This is a genomic window from Paenibacillus etheri, from assembly GCF_001012825.1.
GTDB lineage: Bacteria > Bacillota > Bacilli > Paenibacillales > Paenibacillaceae > Paenibacillus_AQ > Paenibacillus_AQ etheri.
This window is the reverse complement of the sequence record NZ_LCZJ02000030.1, coordinates 20855-36879: the sequence shown is the minus strand read 5'-3', so window position 1 is coordinate 36879 and position 16025 is coordinate 20855. Positions and strand designations below refer to the sequence as shown.

The following is a 16025-nucleotide window of genomic DNA, read 5'->3' as shown; positions in this document are numbered from 1 at the left end:
GATGGAAACCCTCTAGCATGGAACTTGAAATTCGTGCGTTAGCCAAAGAAGTAAAGCTTCGTTATGACAAGCGAAAAGGGATACTTGGCTATCGTCAAATGCGCACGCAATTAAACCGAAAGCTCAAAAAGAAGTACAATAAAAAGCGTTATTATCGAATTATGTGTGCTCTTGGGCTTAAAGCGGTCATTCGCAGAAAACGAGCAAGTTATGTGAAGGCTGCGGAGATCCATGTAGCTGAGAATGTAATGAACCGTAACTTTGATGCCAATTCTCCTAATTTAAAATGGTGTACAGATGTGACAGAACTGAAGTATGGGAATGGACGAAAGGCCTATTTGAGCGCCATTATTGATGTATATGATAATTCCATTGTCTCATGGGTATTAAGCCATTCCAACAACAATAAACTCGTGATGGATACGCTGAAAAGGGCTTACGCGAAGAATCCTAGCGTATCCCCTCTTTTACAAAGCGACAGAGGCTTCCAGTACACGTCTCATGAGTACAACCGACTTCATGAAAATACGGATTTAAGAAAAGCATGTCTCTAGTGAGTCGGTGTTTGGACAACCAACCTATTGAGCGTTTTTGGGGTACTTACAAGTCAGAAAGCTATTATCTTACAAAGTATGACACCTATGAAGATGTCCTTACAGAGGTTAGCAAATATATTCACTACTACAATAACTACCGCTACACAGAATGTTTGGATGGCTTGTCACCTAACGAATACCGACGAGCTGCATAACGAAGATACCTCAGCTCGCATCACCAGAGCTGAGGTATCCAAACTAACTATTTTTGTTTTTTACACTGTCCACTTGACAGGGAGCACTTCATCCTAGCCCGACGGCTTTATATATTCTAATCTCCCTGTGATCCGTTTAAGACATCCGTTCCGGGCATGCCATCCACTGGTGGTGAAGCAGGGTCGATGATGGATCCTGGATACACCTCATCTGCATCAGGAATATCTTCCAGTGGCGGATCCTCCTCTTCCATCTCTAGCAGCTCCTCGTCCTCAGCATCATCCATATCACTACTTGTTAGTCCTGCCGTTTCAGCAGCCAGGAATGCATCGGATTCCAGTAAGTCATTTCTTTCGAGTGTTTCCTCAGGTTGGTTTAAGCCAATATCCGCCGCCAAATATCTATCGCCAACCAACACGGGGTCGGCATCTTCATTGACAACATCTTCTACATCAATATCGGCTTGTATATAACGCTCATATACAAAATCGGCTTCAGTTTTATTAGGTGTATCTTCCATAGCCGTTCACTCCCTCAGTAGGATAAGATTTGGACTTCTCATATGTATCTTTACCCGAATGTCTATGATCGAATCGTTTTACAAATAATCAGGGATTAACGCCGATAAATAACGTCTTTTTTCGAGGTAATTTACAAGAATAGGCAGGAATAGTGCGAACGTTGTCGAAATTAAGAATCATATATGATCATTTAAACAACTAATGAATTACTGAGGTGCTACGATGAAGTTGCCAAAACCAAAGATAGCGGCTACTTTGCTATTATTTCTATTGCTAACAGCAATAGTTCCTTACGGTACGGCGATAGTGAGTGCTGGATCGTCAGACTCTGTGCTGCCTAGTTGGGAAATTAGATTTGGAAATACAGAAGCAGAGACTGTCGAAGAAGCTGCAGCAGCTTCAGACGATGAATGGATTCGCGTAACGCCTCATGATAATAAGCCTGAGACACCAAGAGGAATATCCTCAGCGTGGCTCCGGTTTTCTTTGCCGCAAATGAGCGAGAAATCAGCGTTATTCATTAATAAGGTATATGGAAATAGCGTCAAGGCTTATCTGAATAACGCGTTAGTATATGATTCTGAGAATAAATACAATTTCAATGGCAGTAAGATTCTAATTCCTTTATCCGAAGAAGATGGAGGACAAGAATTATATATATGGACCCAGGGAGGAAGCAAGGATTTAGGAATAGAAGGTGAAATAAGAGTAGATCGCTACAGTGAGTTGTTGTCCGTTTATGTGAAGCGGGGCTTAATGGATATTATTATAGGGACGACATTTATCTTTATAGCTATTGTTCTGTTGATTTGCTCATTATTTTTGAGAAAAGGATTTTTTACGGACGGATTTTTGTTGATGCTAATTCTTTTATCCATCGGGGTCATAGTAGTTACGTATTCTTCATTCCTGCCAATTATCCTTGGGAATTATGGGAAAGTCGTGCTTATTTTCTTTGATTTAGCCTTGTATACCGTATTACCATCCTTAACATTTTATTTTGAGAAAATATTCGGTTCAGGGAAAAAGCAAATCGTTACCCGATTCCGCAAGTTTCAAGTGGTTTATTCTATATTCTGTCTTTCACTAATGGTTATTAATATCCTTCTTTCATATCAGCTGGAAGACTTTTATAGATTGATGACTGCTAACGTTCTAGGCATCTTTATGATTGTGCAAATTATATTACTGTTAAGCTTAGCTTTTATTCATACTTATCGCGGCAATGGGGATGCTATTGTTTTTACTACAGGGTTTACAATCTTTGCATTTGTATCTCTTGGCGAATTGGTCGTATACTACATATCCAGAGAAACCTATCAATTATATTGGTGGAAGTGGGGGATGGTGTTTTTCATATTATCCTTAATCGTCATTCTTGGGAGAAGGTTTACGAGAAACCATGAACAACTCGTTGAATATTCTCGTAAGCTTGAGACGTTCAATAATGATTTACAGCGCTCCGAGAAAATGGAGATTATAAGTGAATTAGCGGCTTCTGTAGCGCATGAGGTGCGGAATCCCTTACAGGTAACCCGTGGTTTCCTTCAGATCCTAGGAGAACGGTCAGATCATAAGGAGAGGGAATATATGCAGATGGCCATCGCAGAACTGGATAGAGCGACGGTTATTATCTCAGACTTCCTTACCTTTGCTAAGCCTGGGCTAGAGACTATTGAGAGGCTAGATGTATCCGAAGAGTTACGGCATGTGTCGGGTATCCTCTCTCCGCTTGCAAATTTGCAGGGGGGAGTCATCGAACTCGACCTGCAGTCGGGACTCTGCGTGAATGGATCATCTGCCAAATTCAAACAAGCATTTATTAATATTATAAAAAATAGCATCGAAGCCTTACAGGATAATGGACTTATTAGAGTTACAGCCTGGAAATCCGAAGCCCATGTAATGATCAGTGTGCGTGATAATGGGGAAGGGATGAATGGAAGTGAACTGGCCCGATTAGGTGAGCCTTATTACTCTAACAAAACAAAAGGAACAGGGCTTGGACTTATGGTAACCTTCCGAATTATTGAGGCGATGGAAGGGACAACTGAGTTTCAGAGTGAGAAAGGGGAAGGAACGGAAATTATCATTAAATTACCAAAGTCTAGAAAAATTTAGTAGAACTTAATGATTATTCCGTTTTTTAGAAGGAATGGGGAGTATAGTGAGCGAAGTAGTACACACAGAATATTGTTTCTGAAACTTCCTTCTGAGGTGCCTATATGCGCTTGATGGTTAGAATACTCCACATTACATTTACTCTTTTTTTCCTTCTGATAGGTTATGGCTCTATTGTTGTATCGGCGGCGAACCCCTATCCGTCTCAAGAAATAACAAAGTGGCAAATGAAATGGGGGACTGAAACAGGAAATACGGGAAAAGAGATTTCGTGGAGTGAAGGCCAGCAAAACTGGATGAACGTAGACTCTAAAAAGGAACTCCCAGAGTTACCTTCAGGAGTATCCTCTTCTTGGACCCGTATTTCCTTACCCGATTTAAGTTATGTGTCTCCTTCGGTGTATATCGATACTTTATATGCTCTTCATGTAAGAGTATATGTAGAGAATCGTTTGATCTTCGAGGGAGATCGTAAATATATCAAGGATAACTATTCTTTGCTGTTGCCTTTGAGTGAAGAAGATAACGGGAAAACACTATATATCTGGACAGAAACCATGCAAGATAGAATTGGAATTAAAGAAAGTATAGTGATTGGTGAACACAGTCAATTAATTAATGAGTATATTGAGAATGGACTAAGTGATGTGATTTTGGGCTGCGCTTTTTTTCTGGTGGCTATCGTTCTATTTATAAGTGCTCTATACATAAACAAAGATTATTTCTCCAGTGTTGCTTCACTAGCAGTGGTTATAGCATCTACCGGGATCCTTTCTATAACCTACTCCCCCTTCATTTATACCTTTTACAGTAAATTGGGGCCGATTAGTAATGTATGCTTGGACTTAGCCCTTTTTTCACTTCTACCAGCGCTCACCTTTTTATTTGAAAAAATATTTGGTAGTGGTAAGTTCAATATCATTCGAAAATTTCGTCAATTTCAAGTACTTTACTCCTCCTTTTGTTTGTTATGTCTTTTAATCAATCTCCTATCGAATAATAGCTATATTGAATTCTATTATTTTGTTTCTACCACCATTATAGGGCTGATCTTCATCCTCCAATTCATCTTGTTGATCGCATGTGTGATTATGTTCTCTCTTAAAGGAAATAAAGATGCTATTGTTTTTTCCATTGGATTTGGAACTGCTGCATTTACTGTAGTTACAGAGCTACTATGGTATTACATCCAAAAAGGGAACTACGATTTGTTCTTGTGGAAGTGGGGGCTGGTTGCTTTCATTATTTCCTTGATCGTAATTCTGGAACGAAGATTGGCCTATAACCATCAACAGGTCGTTAATTATTCTAAAGAATTAGAGCGTTTCAACAATGAATTGGAGCGTTCGGAAAAAATGGAGATTATTAGCGAGCTCGCTGCATCCGTAGCCCATGAAGTAAGAAATCCCCTACAGGTCACTCGGGGCTTTCTTCAGCTGCTTAGCGAGAAATCACTTAACGAAGAGCAAATTTATATGTCAATGGCCCTAAGTGAACTAGACCGCGCATCCAATATTATTACTGATTTCTTGACCTTTGCTAAACCGGAATTTGAGACGATCTCTAGTCTGAATTTATTTGATGAATTCAAGCATATTGAGAGTATTATGCAACCCCTTTGTCACATCAATGGAGGAAAGATGATTCTGGATGTATCCGGCCAATTATGGGTAAAAGGAAATTCCTCGAAGTTTAAGCAGGCGTTCATCAACATTATCAAGAACAGCATTGAAGCGTTCAGTGAGGAAGGGTTCATTTATATGTCGGTGTACGGTGAAGATGATAAAGTGATTATTCACATCAAAGACAACGGGGAAGGAATGGACGCTGATGTTCTGCACCGACTCGGAGAACCGTATTTCACCAAGAAAAATAAAGGAACGGGTTTAGGATTGATGGTCACTTTCCGCATCATTGAAGCTATGCAAGGCGAAGTGAGATTTACAAGCAAAAAAGGAGTAGGAACCGAATCCATTACCATACTGCCATTGGCAGAAGCTCCGGATGATTCCTACTCCCTATGAGGTTAAACTTGCTGTCTTACCAAGAACCGCGTGGTGCTGCGGTTGCTTTCAATACATCTGATGATGGACTTGGTGGGATTACAAGATAGAATTCATTTGAACCTTCTTCAACGGCTTTCAAGGTTACGCTGTCGGGAATGATTACGCCAAGCGCTTCTTGGAGAGCTGCTTTTGGATCTGCGAGTAGTCTTTGCTTAAAACTTGGATCTTCCCATGCCTTTTGAATGACTTGATTTCTAAGAACTGCTTCTGACAAAATAATCACCCTTTCCAAAATGTATATATTTACCTTTAATAATATAACATAGCAATTGTGCTAATACTATTCTTTTTATTACAAAATAATAGAATTACTGTATATTTTTTGACAAATAATAAAACAAGCCTCCACCTTGTAAAAGCTGTTTTTCTGCTTCGATGGAATCGGAGATCTGTTGTAAGTTTGTCACCAACATCGAGTGGAAGGCTAGGAGATGAGGTACATCCAAGCTGGAAGCCATCACTTTGCGATGCGTATCCTGCGCTAGTCCGGCATAGGTACGTAGTCCGTTTGCTGTAAACAGGAAGAATTCGACCTCTTTTGATGTGAGTATGGTTGCTTTATCAGTGGATAGATAGCTTCGTGTGAGTGAGAGGAGACAATTATAACTGCCTTCTGATAAATCTTCTTTCCAGTCTTCATAGTCGTCAAGCATTTGCAGTGTAAGTAGAACAGAGTCGATCATTTCCTCAGACTGCGGTACAAGAGAATCCTTACCAGATAGCAGAAGGGCAGCGGTGCTGGATAGTTTGAGCGGACTGGCTTTATAAGGAATTTTGATCCGATCGTTAAGAAAATAATCACTGGCGGTTTCATTACTAACACTGTCAGCCCATTGAGCGATATAACGATTGAACGAGGTCCAGAAAGAGGAGTCATTCGGAAACAAAAGTCTGTAGATATTCAAAAATTCAACATAGAGCAGGTTCGCCAAAGGTAATCTTTCGTATGTAGAGGATTCTTTGCTGTCCATCAGGTCATCCTGTATGAAAAAATATAGCATGAAGAAGACATTGCCCATCGACATTTGACGGGTAATTTCTGCTGAGAGCCCGCAGCTTTTCTGAAGCCAAAAGGGCAATAGATAACATATGTAATTTTTGTGGCTTTCCGCATTGAATACGTTAAAATGTTCAAGATAGGACATGCCTTGTGAATTTAGAGGCTCAGGAAATTCGGAGATGATCTTTTTGCTCTCTTGAAATACTAAGCGGAGTTCTTCTTCGTAATCATTTAGCCAATCCATTGCATCCCTCCTACAATAAAATTACAAAAAACTGGTTCTTTCGCCCTGATTATATCCTTCTCTTTATTCCATTACAACTAAAATTTAGGAGGTTTCAAGACAAATGGAGTGTTATACTTTTGGTCAAATGCTTATGACTATTCGAATGGGGCAAAAGGCTGAAACGCCAGACGGCCGCATTGTGATGCGTACCTCAGCGGGACTTATTTGGACCAATGGGATATTAAATGGAAAAATAGTAGAAATCAGAGATTATTTGTTCTCTGATCTGTGGCAAATCTATGAGGATGAGGAAAGCATGAAAGAGGGAATCGGCAGAGAAAAGCATGAGGAACGGGAGCGGGAAATGCTTGAAAATCAATATGAAGAGCTGCGCTTAGCGAGTCGGAAACATTAAATTCAACGTTCGACTCGCCAATTGCAGCTAGGATGAGGAAATTACTTCGATTTCAATGCTTCGTATTGACCTCTTAGACGTAGAAGTCTCCAAATGCTTTGATCTAAGCCACCGAATCGGTTACGCTCAGTCCACAATAGACGATATTGATGAAGAAGAACATTCAAATCATTGATTTGCTCCGTAATCAGATTAGGGTCAATTGAATCTGGCGCGGATGCCAGCTGCAGTTTAATTCTGCCAAGCTGTACAGCGTGCTTCACAAAATGGATTCCGTTACTCAGTTCCTTAAGAACAAGATCAGCATCATCACATTGAAGATCAAGCCCCGAGAGACGTGCCTCGATAGAGAGCATGTATTCTTCGAGATTGTTGAAATGTTCTTCGGTAAGTTTCTCTACAATTAACAAATTGTCGAGATTGGTGCGAAGAAGCAGGGACATTTCCGTATCATTTGAACGAATAATTTCGGATTCAAGCTGATAGTAATTACCGAGATCGAGGAGCAGTTGACCAATACCCTCGGAACGATCCGCGAAGATAAATGTATTCAAATACTTTGCAGTGTTCACATCTAGATTGTTATCTACATTCCAGGAAAGCGCAGCACCGTAAACATATCCAGTATAGCTCATAGGGAGATGCTGCCAGTGCCCGTGATCACCCCAATCGGTAATGAGATAGCCGATAGCACCATTATTCTTGCCATGAATAGCTGCACTACGCAGATTGGCAAACATATTGTCGCTACGCCCTGTAATGGAGTTCCATGAGCTGGTGCCTGGGCAGACATAGAAAGGAATGCCTGCTTCACGGAATTTGAGGGTATCCGACTCGAATGGATGTTCCGCACTATAACCCCATTCCATAGCAATAATATCTTTAGGCAGGTGAGGGATTAGTTCGGGATGTTGGATAATAATATCGCCCCAAAATTGCATCGTTTTGCCGCGTTTCGTAACAAGCTCATAAATTTTCTGAAGAAAAGATAAATAGATCTGACCTTTGCCTTGTGATTCAGCTAGCGCTTTACTTTTACCAAGACCAAGCTCATATGTCTCATCACAGCCTACATTAAATTGATTAGAGGAGAAGTAGGGAAGCAGATCGTCGAACATTTTTTCTAGTAAAGGGAGCACGGCAGGATCTTCGGTATCAAAAGTACCGGGATGCATAAATAGTCCTTCTGGATATACATCTCCCATGTACAATTCCTTGGGAAGCATAAATCCCTCAGGAATTTCTGCCAAAGCGTTAAATTCAGGACGGGAAAGCCAGCCTTCCATATGTCCAAAGCTGTTCTGGTTCGGAACAAGCTCAATATAACGCGCCTTGCAGTAGGCATCTAGAAGCAAGATTTCCTCTCCAGTGATCGGAGTCTCAAGCTCCCACACTTGAGGGAAAGATTCATATGCGAACGGAGCACCTTCTATATATAACTGAACTTGGTTCATCTTCAGATCGGCCATAAGGTCAATGATTCGGTACAAGGTTTCTTGTTTCGGAATTTTATTGCGACTGATATCAATGGTAATTCCTCGAGCTCCAAAATCAGGTTCATCGTGAATATGCAGATAAGGAATAGATCTGCCGCTTTGTTCAATAATTTGTTTTAGGGTTGCTACTGCGTAGAAGGCACCTACAGGTGAGCTATAGGAGACAACGATACCACTCTGATCAATAACAATCTCATATGCCTGCTCAGATAAAGATGGCACATAGCTAAAGATACAAGCGGACACAACCGTTGGACGTGTGCCAATGGATAAGGTCAAATGAAGATTTAAGGCTTCTTTAATTACAGCTTGCAGCTTTTGTGCAGCTGGCATTGCACATTGCTCTTCCGTACTAGGAAGTACGATGCTTCCGCTAATGGGGAAACGGAATGAACCTTGTGACAATGTGATTTCACGCGGATTAGGTAGAAGCAGTAGTGTAGAATGATTAAGCATAGCGTGGACACCTCTTATTCATGTAGAATATGATCAACTTCACAATAACCTTATCACTACTAAACAAGGGGAGGAATGTCTATAATGTCCAAGCACATGGATTATATGATCAGTCCATATCCAATCCGAATTATCGATCCAAAGGTTGAGTCCTCCAAGCTGAAGCTTAAAAATATAAGAGTAGGACAAGCCGGTCATTTGCCAGGAAGAACGTTATTCCGTTCGGGCGTAGTTTTTGAACACTGGGCTATTGTTTACATAGTATCAGGTGGTGGCACCTATATGGAGACTTCGGGGAAAGAACAGCCGGTGCGTGAAGGCAGCCTATTCTTTTTTCGCCCAGGATATAGTTACAATTTCGGTCCACCATCTGGAGGGAGCTGGGATGAGTATTATATTAATTTTAATGGGACACGTGTATCGGAATGGTTGGAATCAGGTCTAATCGCAGGCGGTAATGTGTTCCAAGCGAATTCGGTCATGGGTCTTTCGGCCTTATTTGAAGAAGTACTGAAACGAATGGAAAGTGGAGAACCGGCAGATGCGGATCGGGCCGCACTACTCGTTGAAAGAATGCTATTGGAGTGTTCTTTTATAATAGAAGAAAAAAGTTGGAATGCTCAGGCAGATTATATGCGCCAGATTCGGGAGGACCTGAATTTATGCATTTATGGTGAAATGGACCTAGAGCAGATTGCGGCTAAACATCATATCTCAATGTCTACCCTTCGTCGTCTTGTTCGGCGTAGTAGCGGGTATCCACTTCATGAATATATTCACCGTCTTAAAATGGCAGAGGCCAAAAAGCTGCTTCTCAACACCTCATTACAAGTGAAAGAAATATCAGGCATGCTCCATTATAATGATCCGTTCTATTTTTCACGTTTATTTAAAAAATATATGGGGATTGCGCCACAGCTTTGTCGAAGTAACATATAAATCGACATCATACTACTAGAGTCCCAAAGAGAATTGTTATAATTGTATAATTGTTGTCGTTTTATAAGATATGTTGAAAATCATGGATTAATATTACATAAATACGTTAGTTCTTATTAACTATAGTGGATAAAATGACAAATTTTAGGTATAAATCCTTCTAAAAAAATAATAAATTTTTTGTAACTATTTTTCAAATGGAAGCGCAAACATGGGAAATGTCAACTTGTTATTGTGATTTTTCTCATGTATGATGCTTTTATCGAGCACAGTACAATCTCGCATTTTCCAAAAAAACTGGAGAATAGGGTGGTGGGATGAAAATCAAACCAACTGCAGAAGACAAACTGATTGAGTATTACAGGTACTTCTCTTTGTCCCTCACATCACTCATGTATCTTCTAGATAAAACGGGACCTTCCGTAATTTATAAATCTCTTGTCATTGCCATACTCTTTCTGTTTGCACAAACGTTCTCATTTTTTTATCGGAGGTTACGAAGCAGGCCAAAGACTCTCGTCCTGGCTGTTAGTATAGAGATGGTGGGAATTATTGCATTGACCTTGTTTACCGGTGGGTACGAGAGTTCCTTTAGGCTCTATGTGCTAAACCCTGTATTGATTGCTGCAGGCTCATTGTCCATTTATTTTGGATGGTCGCTGCTCTTAAGTTACATCAGTATTTTTGCGGTGCTCTGTTATTTTTTTATCAATTCTGCGAACAAAACTTTTCTGGAAATTGTATTTGTAAATGGGAATCTGTTTCTAACACTGGTACTTACGGTTATAATAATGCAGATCGTTAATCGGATGAAGCGGCAACGTGAAGAATCGAATGCTCGCACGAAAGAGACGATGGAGCATATCAAATCGCTGTACCATATCGTGGAAACCTCAAGCCAACATGATTTCATGAATATCGGTCAAGTGATCACCGATTATGTTGTTAAGCTAACGAAGCTAGATAAGGCTTTGTTTTGGTTCGCCAAGAAAAGCGGAGAACCAGCTCCGCAGAGCAGGCAGACTGGCTGGCAGCAGGAAGAGGAACAGTTCCTATTCTCAGAACTGGGAAAACATGAGCATGAATGGAGATTGCAGCGAGAGCCTATTTTTAGAAATCTTCCGGGATTAGGAGATTTCCTGCTGATGCCTGTACGGATGAGCACCCGTTTTGTAGGGATGATTGGACTCAAGCTGGAGTCTACAGAGGGGCTGGAAGGCCGCAGATGGTATATTCAACAATTGATATTCTTATCTGAGCTAAGTGCGAATATTCTTGAAAGGCATGAGCTTGGTGTGATTGAGAACCGGTTGATCATCACGAACGAACAGAACCGGATTGCGGATGAAATGCACGACAGTGTATCCCAGAGCCTTTTTGGTATTGTGTATGCGACGCATTCGCTGAAGGAATCGTGGAAGAGAATGTCAGATCATGAGCTAGAAGAACAAATTGAGCTTATTCATGACTCTGCTACAAAGGTTGCTAAAGAACTGCGGATCACGATCTACAGTCTTAGCTCCAAGAAGAGTGGCGGGCCTACATGGTTGGGCATGGTAAGATCACATTTGAAGAGCTTATCCAGATTAAATGATGTTGATATTGAATTAAAAATAACGGGAGATGATTTCAGTCTCCCTTATCCTTACCACAAGGCGCTTTTTCGGATTATCTCTGAAGCCACTGGAAATGCCATCAGGCATGGCGCTGCAAGTCGAGTGGATGTAGAACTGTCTCTGAAGCCGACTTGGATCCGATTATTGATTTGTGACAATGGTGTTGGTTTTGATACTGATTTGTTATGGATTGAATCCGAAGATAGTGCAAGTGGGCTTGGCATGAAGAATATGCAATATTTGACGCAGTCGCTAGGTGGCGACTTCCAGCTGTCCAGTAATGAAAATATGGGAACGAGAATCTTGATTTCCATTCCTGTGGGTGTAGCTGAATTAAAGAATGCATAAACTTTAGGGCGGAGGTCGTTTCTATGAAAATCGTCATTGTAGATGATCATCCTCTAGTTAGAAGAGGGCTGGCATCCGTTATTTCGATGCAACCGAATGTGAAGTTTGCTGGAGAGGCGACGAATGGCCAAGAAGCGCTTCTTGTGATTGAGGAGACGCAGCCTGACCTTGTACTCATTGATCTTAAACTAGCGGATGAATCAGGACTTGATGTCATCAAGAAAGCGCGTGCTCGTGGTATCGTTAGTAAGTTTATTCTGCTGACATCATCTGCAAGCAGAGAGGATTTTCTGAAAGCTGAGGAAGTGCTGGTAGACGGATATGTACTGAAAGAGGCATTGCCTGAAGAGTTACTATTTGCTATCCAGTTGGTCCATAAAGGGAGAAAGTATTATGATCCTGGTCTGATGGAAGATAAGATGCGCATGAGTGAAAGCAGTCCGACAGATGAATTGACCCCGAAAGAGAAGGAAGTCTTAATCGAACTAGGACAGGGCGCTTGCAACAGAGAAATTGCCTCACGTCTTTTTATTAGTGAATTTACAGTGAAAAAGCATGTCAGTCAGATTTTAGCGAAATTACAGGTGGCAGATCGTACACAGGCAGCGCTTTACGCAAATGCTGTCGGATTGACCAAATATGAAATGTCTTATGAGTGAAAGTTGAACTAATGTATAAGCATTGTACATAAACACGGACTGGATGTCCGTGTTTTTTTGTGCGTCAAAACTTAAATTAGCCCTAAATATGGCACTAAAGTATACCTCACCCCCCTCTTAAGGGGTACAACGTCTTACTCCAAAGTGAAGAGGAAAGTGATGGTATGAGCCATGTGGCGAATGGTGTGGATTGATAGAATTAAAGCAACAACTGAAACTTTCATGAATGCTTTCAGAATGTAATTTTAGCGGAAGGAGGGTTACTGTGGAAAAGACGATTCTGGATTACATTAACCTGATTAAAAAAAGGTTTTGGCTCATCATGGTGTTCGTTTTGATCTCCTGTGCTACGACTTACTACGTTAGTAAAAACTTCGTTGAACCCGTCTATTCCGCTTCCGGACAGCTGCTTGTCAACAATATTGCCAAGGCTCCCGAGAGCAACAATCTTAACGATTTGAGCTTTAGCCTGAATTTAATTGAGAGTTACAAGGAAATTATGAAATCACCGACCATCATGAAAAGCGTAATAGAAAATCACCCGGAGTTTGGTCTGACGGCTGATGAACTAAGTCAGAAGCTTGAGATTAAAACTTCAGAGAAGAGCCAGGTGATCAACCTCAATGTTCAGGATGAAAACTACACCAAAGCTGCCGGGATCGTAAATGCGGTTTCGCAGACATTCATTCGTGAATTGCCATCTCTGATGAGGGTAGACAATGTTACCTTGCTGACACCGGCCGATCCGACTGATGTTCCAGGGCCCTCGAACGGCGGGTTTGCGATGAACCTCATCATCAGCTTTGTTGTATCGCTTATGGCTGCCCTAGGAATTATTTTGCTGATGGAAACTCTTAACGGCACATTAAGGTCTGAAAAGGAAGCGGAATATGACCTTGGTCTTCCGGTAATTGCTTCGATCGCAACCATTCGTAAACGCGATTTGGGTAAGGCGGCAGGCGGCAACACAAGAGTGAAGGAGGGTGCTTATGTTACGGCTAAATAAGAGTCTGGTTACGGACGTTAATCCATCCTCGCATATCTCGGAATCGTTCCGATCGCTACGCACATATATACGCCAGCTTGGAATAGCGCAGGGTAGCGGAGGAAAAGTGCTGCTCTTTACGTCAGCAGAAGCGGGAGCAGGCAAGACGACGATTTTGTCAAATCTAGCGGTGTCTTTCGTCCAGGATGGCAAGAAGGTAGCGGTGGTGGACTGCAATCTGCGACATCCTGGTCTTCATACAGTGTTTGAAGTAGAGGGTAGTGACGGGCTTGCGGCTTATTTAAGTGGGCAAGAGGAAGCGGATAACATCGCTGTCCTCGGAAATCTGGCCAATCTTTCGGTCATCCCGGCGGGTAAAACGCATGTTAGTCCGCCGGATTTGCTAGGTAACCCAAAAATGACCGCTTTGCTCAAGGAACTAAAAGAAAACTACGATCTGATCCTGCTGGATTCTCCTTCGGCAGTCGATTTCAGTGATGCTCGTATATTGGCACCTCAAGCGGACGGCGTGATCCTAGTGGCCAGATACGGAAAGTCCAAACGGGAATCGATTCGTAAAGCGAAGATGCTGCTTGAACAGACCGGCTCTAATCTAATCGGAATTGCCATGAACCAGGCTAAATAAACGTTTATGCTTTCGAAGAGAGTTTTGCTCGAAGTGAAATCATTGAAGCTAATGCTTACAAAACTTAAGTGTATGCTTTCGAAGTGAGTTTTGTACGAAGTCAAATCATTGAAGCTAATGCTCACAAAACTTTTAGGAGGTAAAGTGCGATGAAAAAGGTGAAAAAAGTAATCATACCCGCGGCAGGACTAGGTACGCGCTTTCTTCCTGCAACGAAAGCCATGCCTAAAGAAATGCTTCCGATTATCAATAAACCAACCATTCAATACATTGTGGAGGAAGCTATTGCTTCCGGTATTGAAGATATTATCATTGTTACTGGTAAAGGTAAAAGAGCCATTGAGGATCATTTTGACAATGCGTTTGAGCTGGAATCTAGGCTTCTGGAAGATGGAAAGCTGGATCTGCTTAAAGAGGTTCAGCGTTCAGCCAAGGTAGAAATTCACTATATTCGCCAGAAGGAACCAAAAGGTCTGGGGCATGCCGTATGGTGTGCAAGACGGTTTATCGGTGATGAGCCATTTGGTGTCATGTTAGGCGATGATATCGTCACAGGAGCAGTACCTTGCCTTAAGCAGCTGATCGATCAATATGAAGAAACACAAAACTCGGTTATCGGAGTTCAAGAGATTCCTGATGAATTCACGAATCGTTACGGTATTATTGAACCGGATTTACAGGACGGTAAATTGTATCGGGTTAACAATTTTGTAGAGAAGCCGCCACTAGGTACGGCACCTTCCAATCTGGCAATTATGGGCCGTTATGTGTTTACTCCGAAGATCTTTAAGTATCTCGATTTGATGGAAGAAGGCGCTGGCGGAGAGATCCAATTGACAGATGCCATTCAGAAGCTGAATCAGAGCGAACGGGTATATGCCTATAATTTTGACGGAACAAGATATGATGTCGGCGAACGGCTTGGATATATTTTGACAACACTTGAATTTGCACTGCAGAGCGAAGATTTGCGCTATCCGGTGATGGATGCAATGTCGGAATGGCTGAATAAAATGGGACAAACCAGCTTGAGTAGTTAAGTTGAGTTCGCAAAATTTTAGATGAGGAGGATGAGCATGCAAAAACTGCCGGAAGACTACGAGGCGGTCCTGCCGAAAATTTACATGCTGCATACCGATGAGAGAAGGAAAGAAGCGGAGTCCTATTTGATAATGAAACGGATGATCGATATCTTTTTTTCCGCTCTTGGTCTTCTCGTGTTAATGCCATTATTTGTTGTCGTGGCGATTCTGATCAAGCTGGAGGATCCGAAAGGAAAGGTGTTCTTTCGGCAAAACCGGGTTGGGAAGAAAGAAAAGCAGTTCCCGATGTATAAGTTCAGATCCATGGTAAGTAACGCTGAGGAGTTAAAAGGAAACCTGATGGCCTATAACGAAGTGAGCGGTGCCATGTTCAAGATTAAGAACGATCCGCGGATCACACAGATAGGGAGATTCCTGCGCAAGACGAGCATCGATGAGCTACCTCAGCTGTGGAATGTGCTGATAGGTCAAATGAGTCTGGTCGGTCCTCGTCCTCCGCTGCCTGAAGAGGTGGCTCAGTATACGGAATATGACAAACAGCGTTTGACGGTTACACCAGGCTGTACCGGATATTGGCAAGTGAATGCCCGGAACAGTGTCGGCTTCGACGAAATGGTACAGCTGGACTTAACCTACATCCATATTCGGAGCACCATGCTGGATCTAAAAATCATTGCTAAAACCGGACTGATGTTACTCGGTTCAAAAGATGCTTATTAATAATGTGGAAATTAGG

General features: G+C 41.8%; 16 protein-coding genes. 12 read left to right on the top strand and 4 right to left on the bottom strand.

What is annotated here, in order from left to right; translation table 11 throughout:
• Nucleotides 1-554, top strand: a 554-nt coding sequence (locus UQ64_RS30965) for a DDE-type integrase/transposase/recombinase (protein WP_209445842.1), incomplete at its 5' end; no start/stop codon positions are given.
• 11 nt (nucleotides 555-565) lie between these two features.
• The gene (locus UQ64_RS30960) at nucleotides 566-751 is read left to right on the top strand and encodes an IS3 family transposase (protein WP_167348500.1); all 186 of its coding nucleotides are present in this window, start codon (nucleotides 566-568) and stop codon (nucleotides 749-751) included.
• Nucleotides 752-867: 116 nt separating this feature from the next.
• Here UQ64_RS30960 and UQ64_RS18905 read toward each other — a convergent pair whose 3' ends face one another.
• A complete protein-coding gene (locus tag UQ64_RS18905; protein ID WP_060625084.1) occupies nucleotides 868-1272 on the bottom strand; it encodes a hypothetical protein in 405 nt (134 codons plus the stop codon).
• A 223-nt stretch (nucleotides 1273-1495) separates the two neighbouring features.
• Here UQ64_RS18905 and UQ64_RS18900 point away from each other — a divergent pair, with 223 nt between their 5' ends.
• Together UQ64_RS18900 and UQ64_RS18895 are read left to right on the top strand one after the other, a co-directional pair.
• Entirely contained in the window at nucleotides 1496-3394 is a 1899-nt protein-coding gene (locus tag UQ64_RS18900; protein ID WP_060625083.1) for a sensor histidine kinase, read from the top strand.
• 227 nt (nucleotides 3395-3621) lie between these two features.
• Nucleotides 3622-5418: a sensor histidine kinase gene (locus tag UQ64_RS18895; RefSeq protein ID WP_245238087.1), complete on the top strand. Its 1797-nt coding sequence runs from the start codon at nucleotides 3622-3624 to the stop codon at nucleotides 5416-5418.
• Nucleotides 5419-5434: 16 nt separating this feature from the next.
• Here UQ64_RS18895 and UQ64_RS18890 read toward each other — a convergent pair whose 3' ends face one another.
• Together UQ64_RS18890 and UQ64_RS18885 are read right to left on the bottom strand one after the other, a co-directional pair.
• Nucleotides 5435-5674 carry an NHLP leader peptide family RiPP precursor gene (locus UQ64_RS18890; protein WP_170880314.1) on the bottom strand — a complete coding sequence of 80 codons (240 nt, stop codon included), beginning with the start codon at nucleotides 5672-5674 and terminating at the stop codon, nucleotides 5435-5437.
• A 94-nt stretch (nucleotides 5675-5768) separates the two neighbouring features.
• The gene (locus UQ64_RS18885; RefSeq protein WP_060625081.1) at nucleotides 5769-6704 is read right to left on the bottom strand and encodes a hypothetical protein; all 936 of its coding nucleotides are present in this window, start codon (nucleotides 6702-6704) and stop codon (nucleotides 5769-5771) included.
• Between the two features lie 103 nt (nucleotides 6705-6807).
• Between UQ64_RS18885 and UQ64_RS18880 the strand changes: the two genes are divergently transcribed.
• Entirely contained in the window at nucleotides 6808-7101 is a 294-nt protein-coding gene (locus UQ64_RS18880; RefSeq protein ID WP_060625080.1) for a hypothetical protein, read from the top strand.
• A 41-nt stretch (nucleotides 7102-7142) separates the two neighbouring features.
• On the opposite strand, the gene UQ64_RS18875 is transcribed toward UQ64_RS18880, so the two are convergent.
• Nucleotides 7143-9053, bottom strand: coding sequence for a glycoside hydrolase family 20 zincin-like fold domain-containing protein (locus tag UQ64_RS18875; protein ID WP_060625079.1), 1911 nt, complete (start codon nucleotides 9051-9053; stop codon nucleotides 7143-7145).
• A gap of 84 nt (nucleotides 9054-9137) precedes the next feature.
• On the opposite strand from UQ64_RS18875, the gene UQ64_RS18870 reads away from it, so the two are divergent.
• The 7 genes from UQ64_RS18870 to UQ64_RS18840 all read left to right on the top strand — a co-directional run bounded on the left by UQ64_RS18870 (nucleotide 9138) and on the right by UQ64_RS18840 (nucleotide 16009).
• Complete coding sequence (locus UQ64_RS18870; protein ID WP_060625078.1) at nucleotides 9138-9992, top strand: AraC family transcriptional regulator; 855 nt, start codon at nucleotides 9138-9140, stop codon at nucleotides 9990-9992.
• Between the two features lie 317 nt (nucleotides 9993-10309).
• Nucleotides 10310-11956, top strand: coding sequence for a sensor histidine kinase (locus tag UQ64_RS18865; RefSeq protein ID WP_042185158.1), 1647 nt, complete (start codon nucleotides 10310-10312; stop codon nucleotides 11954-11956).
• A 23-nt stretch (nucleotides 11957-11979) separates the two neighbouring features.
• Entirely contained in the window at nucleotides 11980-12615 is a 636-nt protein-coding gene (locus UQ64_RS18860) for a response regulator (RefSeq protein ID WP_042185164.1), read from the top strand.
• 265 nt (nucleotides 12616-12880) lie between these two features.
• Complete coding sequence (locus UQ64_RS18855) at nucleotides 12881-13621, top strand: YveK family protein (RefSeq protein ID WP_060625077.1); 741 nt, start codon at nucleotides 12881-12883, stop codon at nucleotides 13619-13621.
• Nucleotides 13605-14246: a CpsD/CapB family tyrosine-protein kinase gene (locus UQ64_RS18850; protein WP_060625076.1), complete on the top strand. Its 642-nt coding sequence runs from the start codon at nucleotides 13605-13607 to the stop codon at nucleotides 14244-14246. The genes UQ64_RS18855 and UQ64_RS18850 overlap by 17 nt, the downstream gene beginning before the upstream one ends.
• A 149-nt stretch (nucleotides 14247-14395) precedes the next feature.
• Complete coding sequence (gene galU / locus UQ64_RS18845; RefSeq protein WP_036676615.1) at nucleotides 14396-15286, top strand: UTP--glucose-1-phosphate uridylyltransferase GalU; 891 nt, start codon at nucleotides 14396-14398, stop codon at nucleotides 15284-15286.
• A gap of 30 nt (nucleotides 15287-15316) precedes the next feature.
• Nucleotides 15317-16009: a sugar transferase gene (locus tag UQ64_RS18840; protein ID WP_060625075.1), complete on the top strand. Its 693-nt coding sequence runs from the start codon at nucleotides 15317-15319 to the stop codon at nucleotides 16007-16009.
• Nucleotides 16010-16025: the final 16 nt, after the last annotated feature.

Coding starts and splice junctions, on each gene's coding strand:
- UQ64_RS18865 (WP_042185158.1), top strand. CDS start 10,310: ATGAAAATCAAACCAACTGCAGAAGACAAACTGATTGAGTATTACAGG.
- UQ64_RS18885 (WP_060625081.1), bottom strand. CDS start 6,704: ATGGATTGGCTAAATGATTACGAAGAAGAACTCCGCTTAGTATTTCAA.
- UQ64_RS18840 (WP_060625075.1), top strand. CDS start 15,317: ATGAGCATGCAAAAACTGCCGGAAGACTACGAGGCGGTCCTGCCGAAA.
- UQ64_RS18895 (WP_245238087.1), top strand. CDS start 3,622: ATGAAATGGGGGACTGAAACAGGAAATACGGGAAAAGAGATTTCGTGG.
- UQ64_RS18905 (WP_060625084.1), bottom strand. CDS start 1,272: ATGGAAGATACACCTAATAAAACTGAAGCCGATTTTGTATATGAGCGT.
- galU (WP_036676615.1), top strand. CDS start 14,396: ATGAAAAAGGTGAAAAAAGTAATCATACCCGCGGCAGGACTAGGTACG.
- UQ64_RS18870 (WP_060625078.1), top strand. CDS start 9,138: ATGTCCAAGCACATGGATTATATGATCAGTCCATATCCAATCCGAATT.
- UQ64_RS18880 (WP_060625080.1), top strand. CDS start 6,808: ATGGAGTGTTATACTTTTGGTCAAATGCTTATGACTATTCGAATGGGG.
- UQ64_RS18860 (WP_042185164.1), top strand. CDS start 11,980: ATGAAAATCGTCATTGTAGATGATCATCCTCTAGTTAGAAGAGGGCTG.
- UQ64_RS18875 (WP_060625079.1), bottom strand. CDS start 9,053: ATGCTTAATCATTCTACACTACTGCTTCTACCTAATCCGCGTGAAATC.
- UQ64_RS18900 (WP_060625083.1), top strand. CDS start 1,496: ATGAAGTTGCCAAAACCAAAGATAGCGGCTACTTTGCTATTATTTCTA.
- UQ64_RS18850 (WP_060625076.1), top strand. CDS start 13,605: ATGTTACGGCTAAATAAGAGTCTGGTTACGGACGTTAATCCATCCTCG.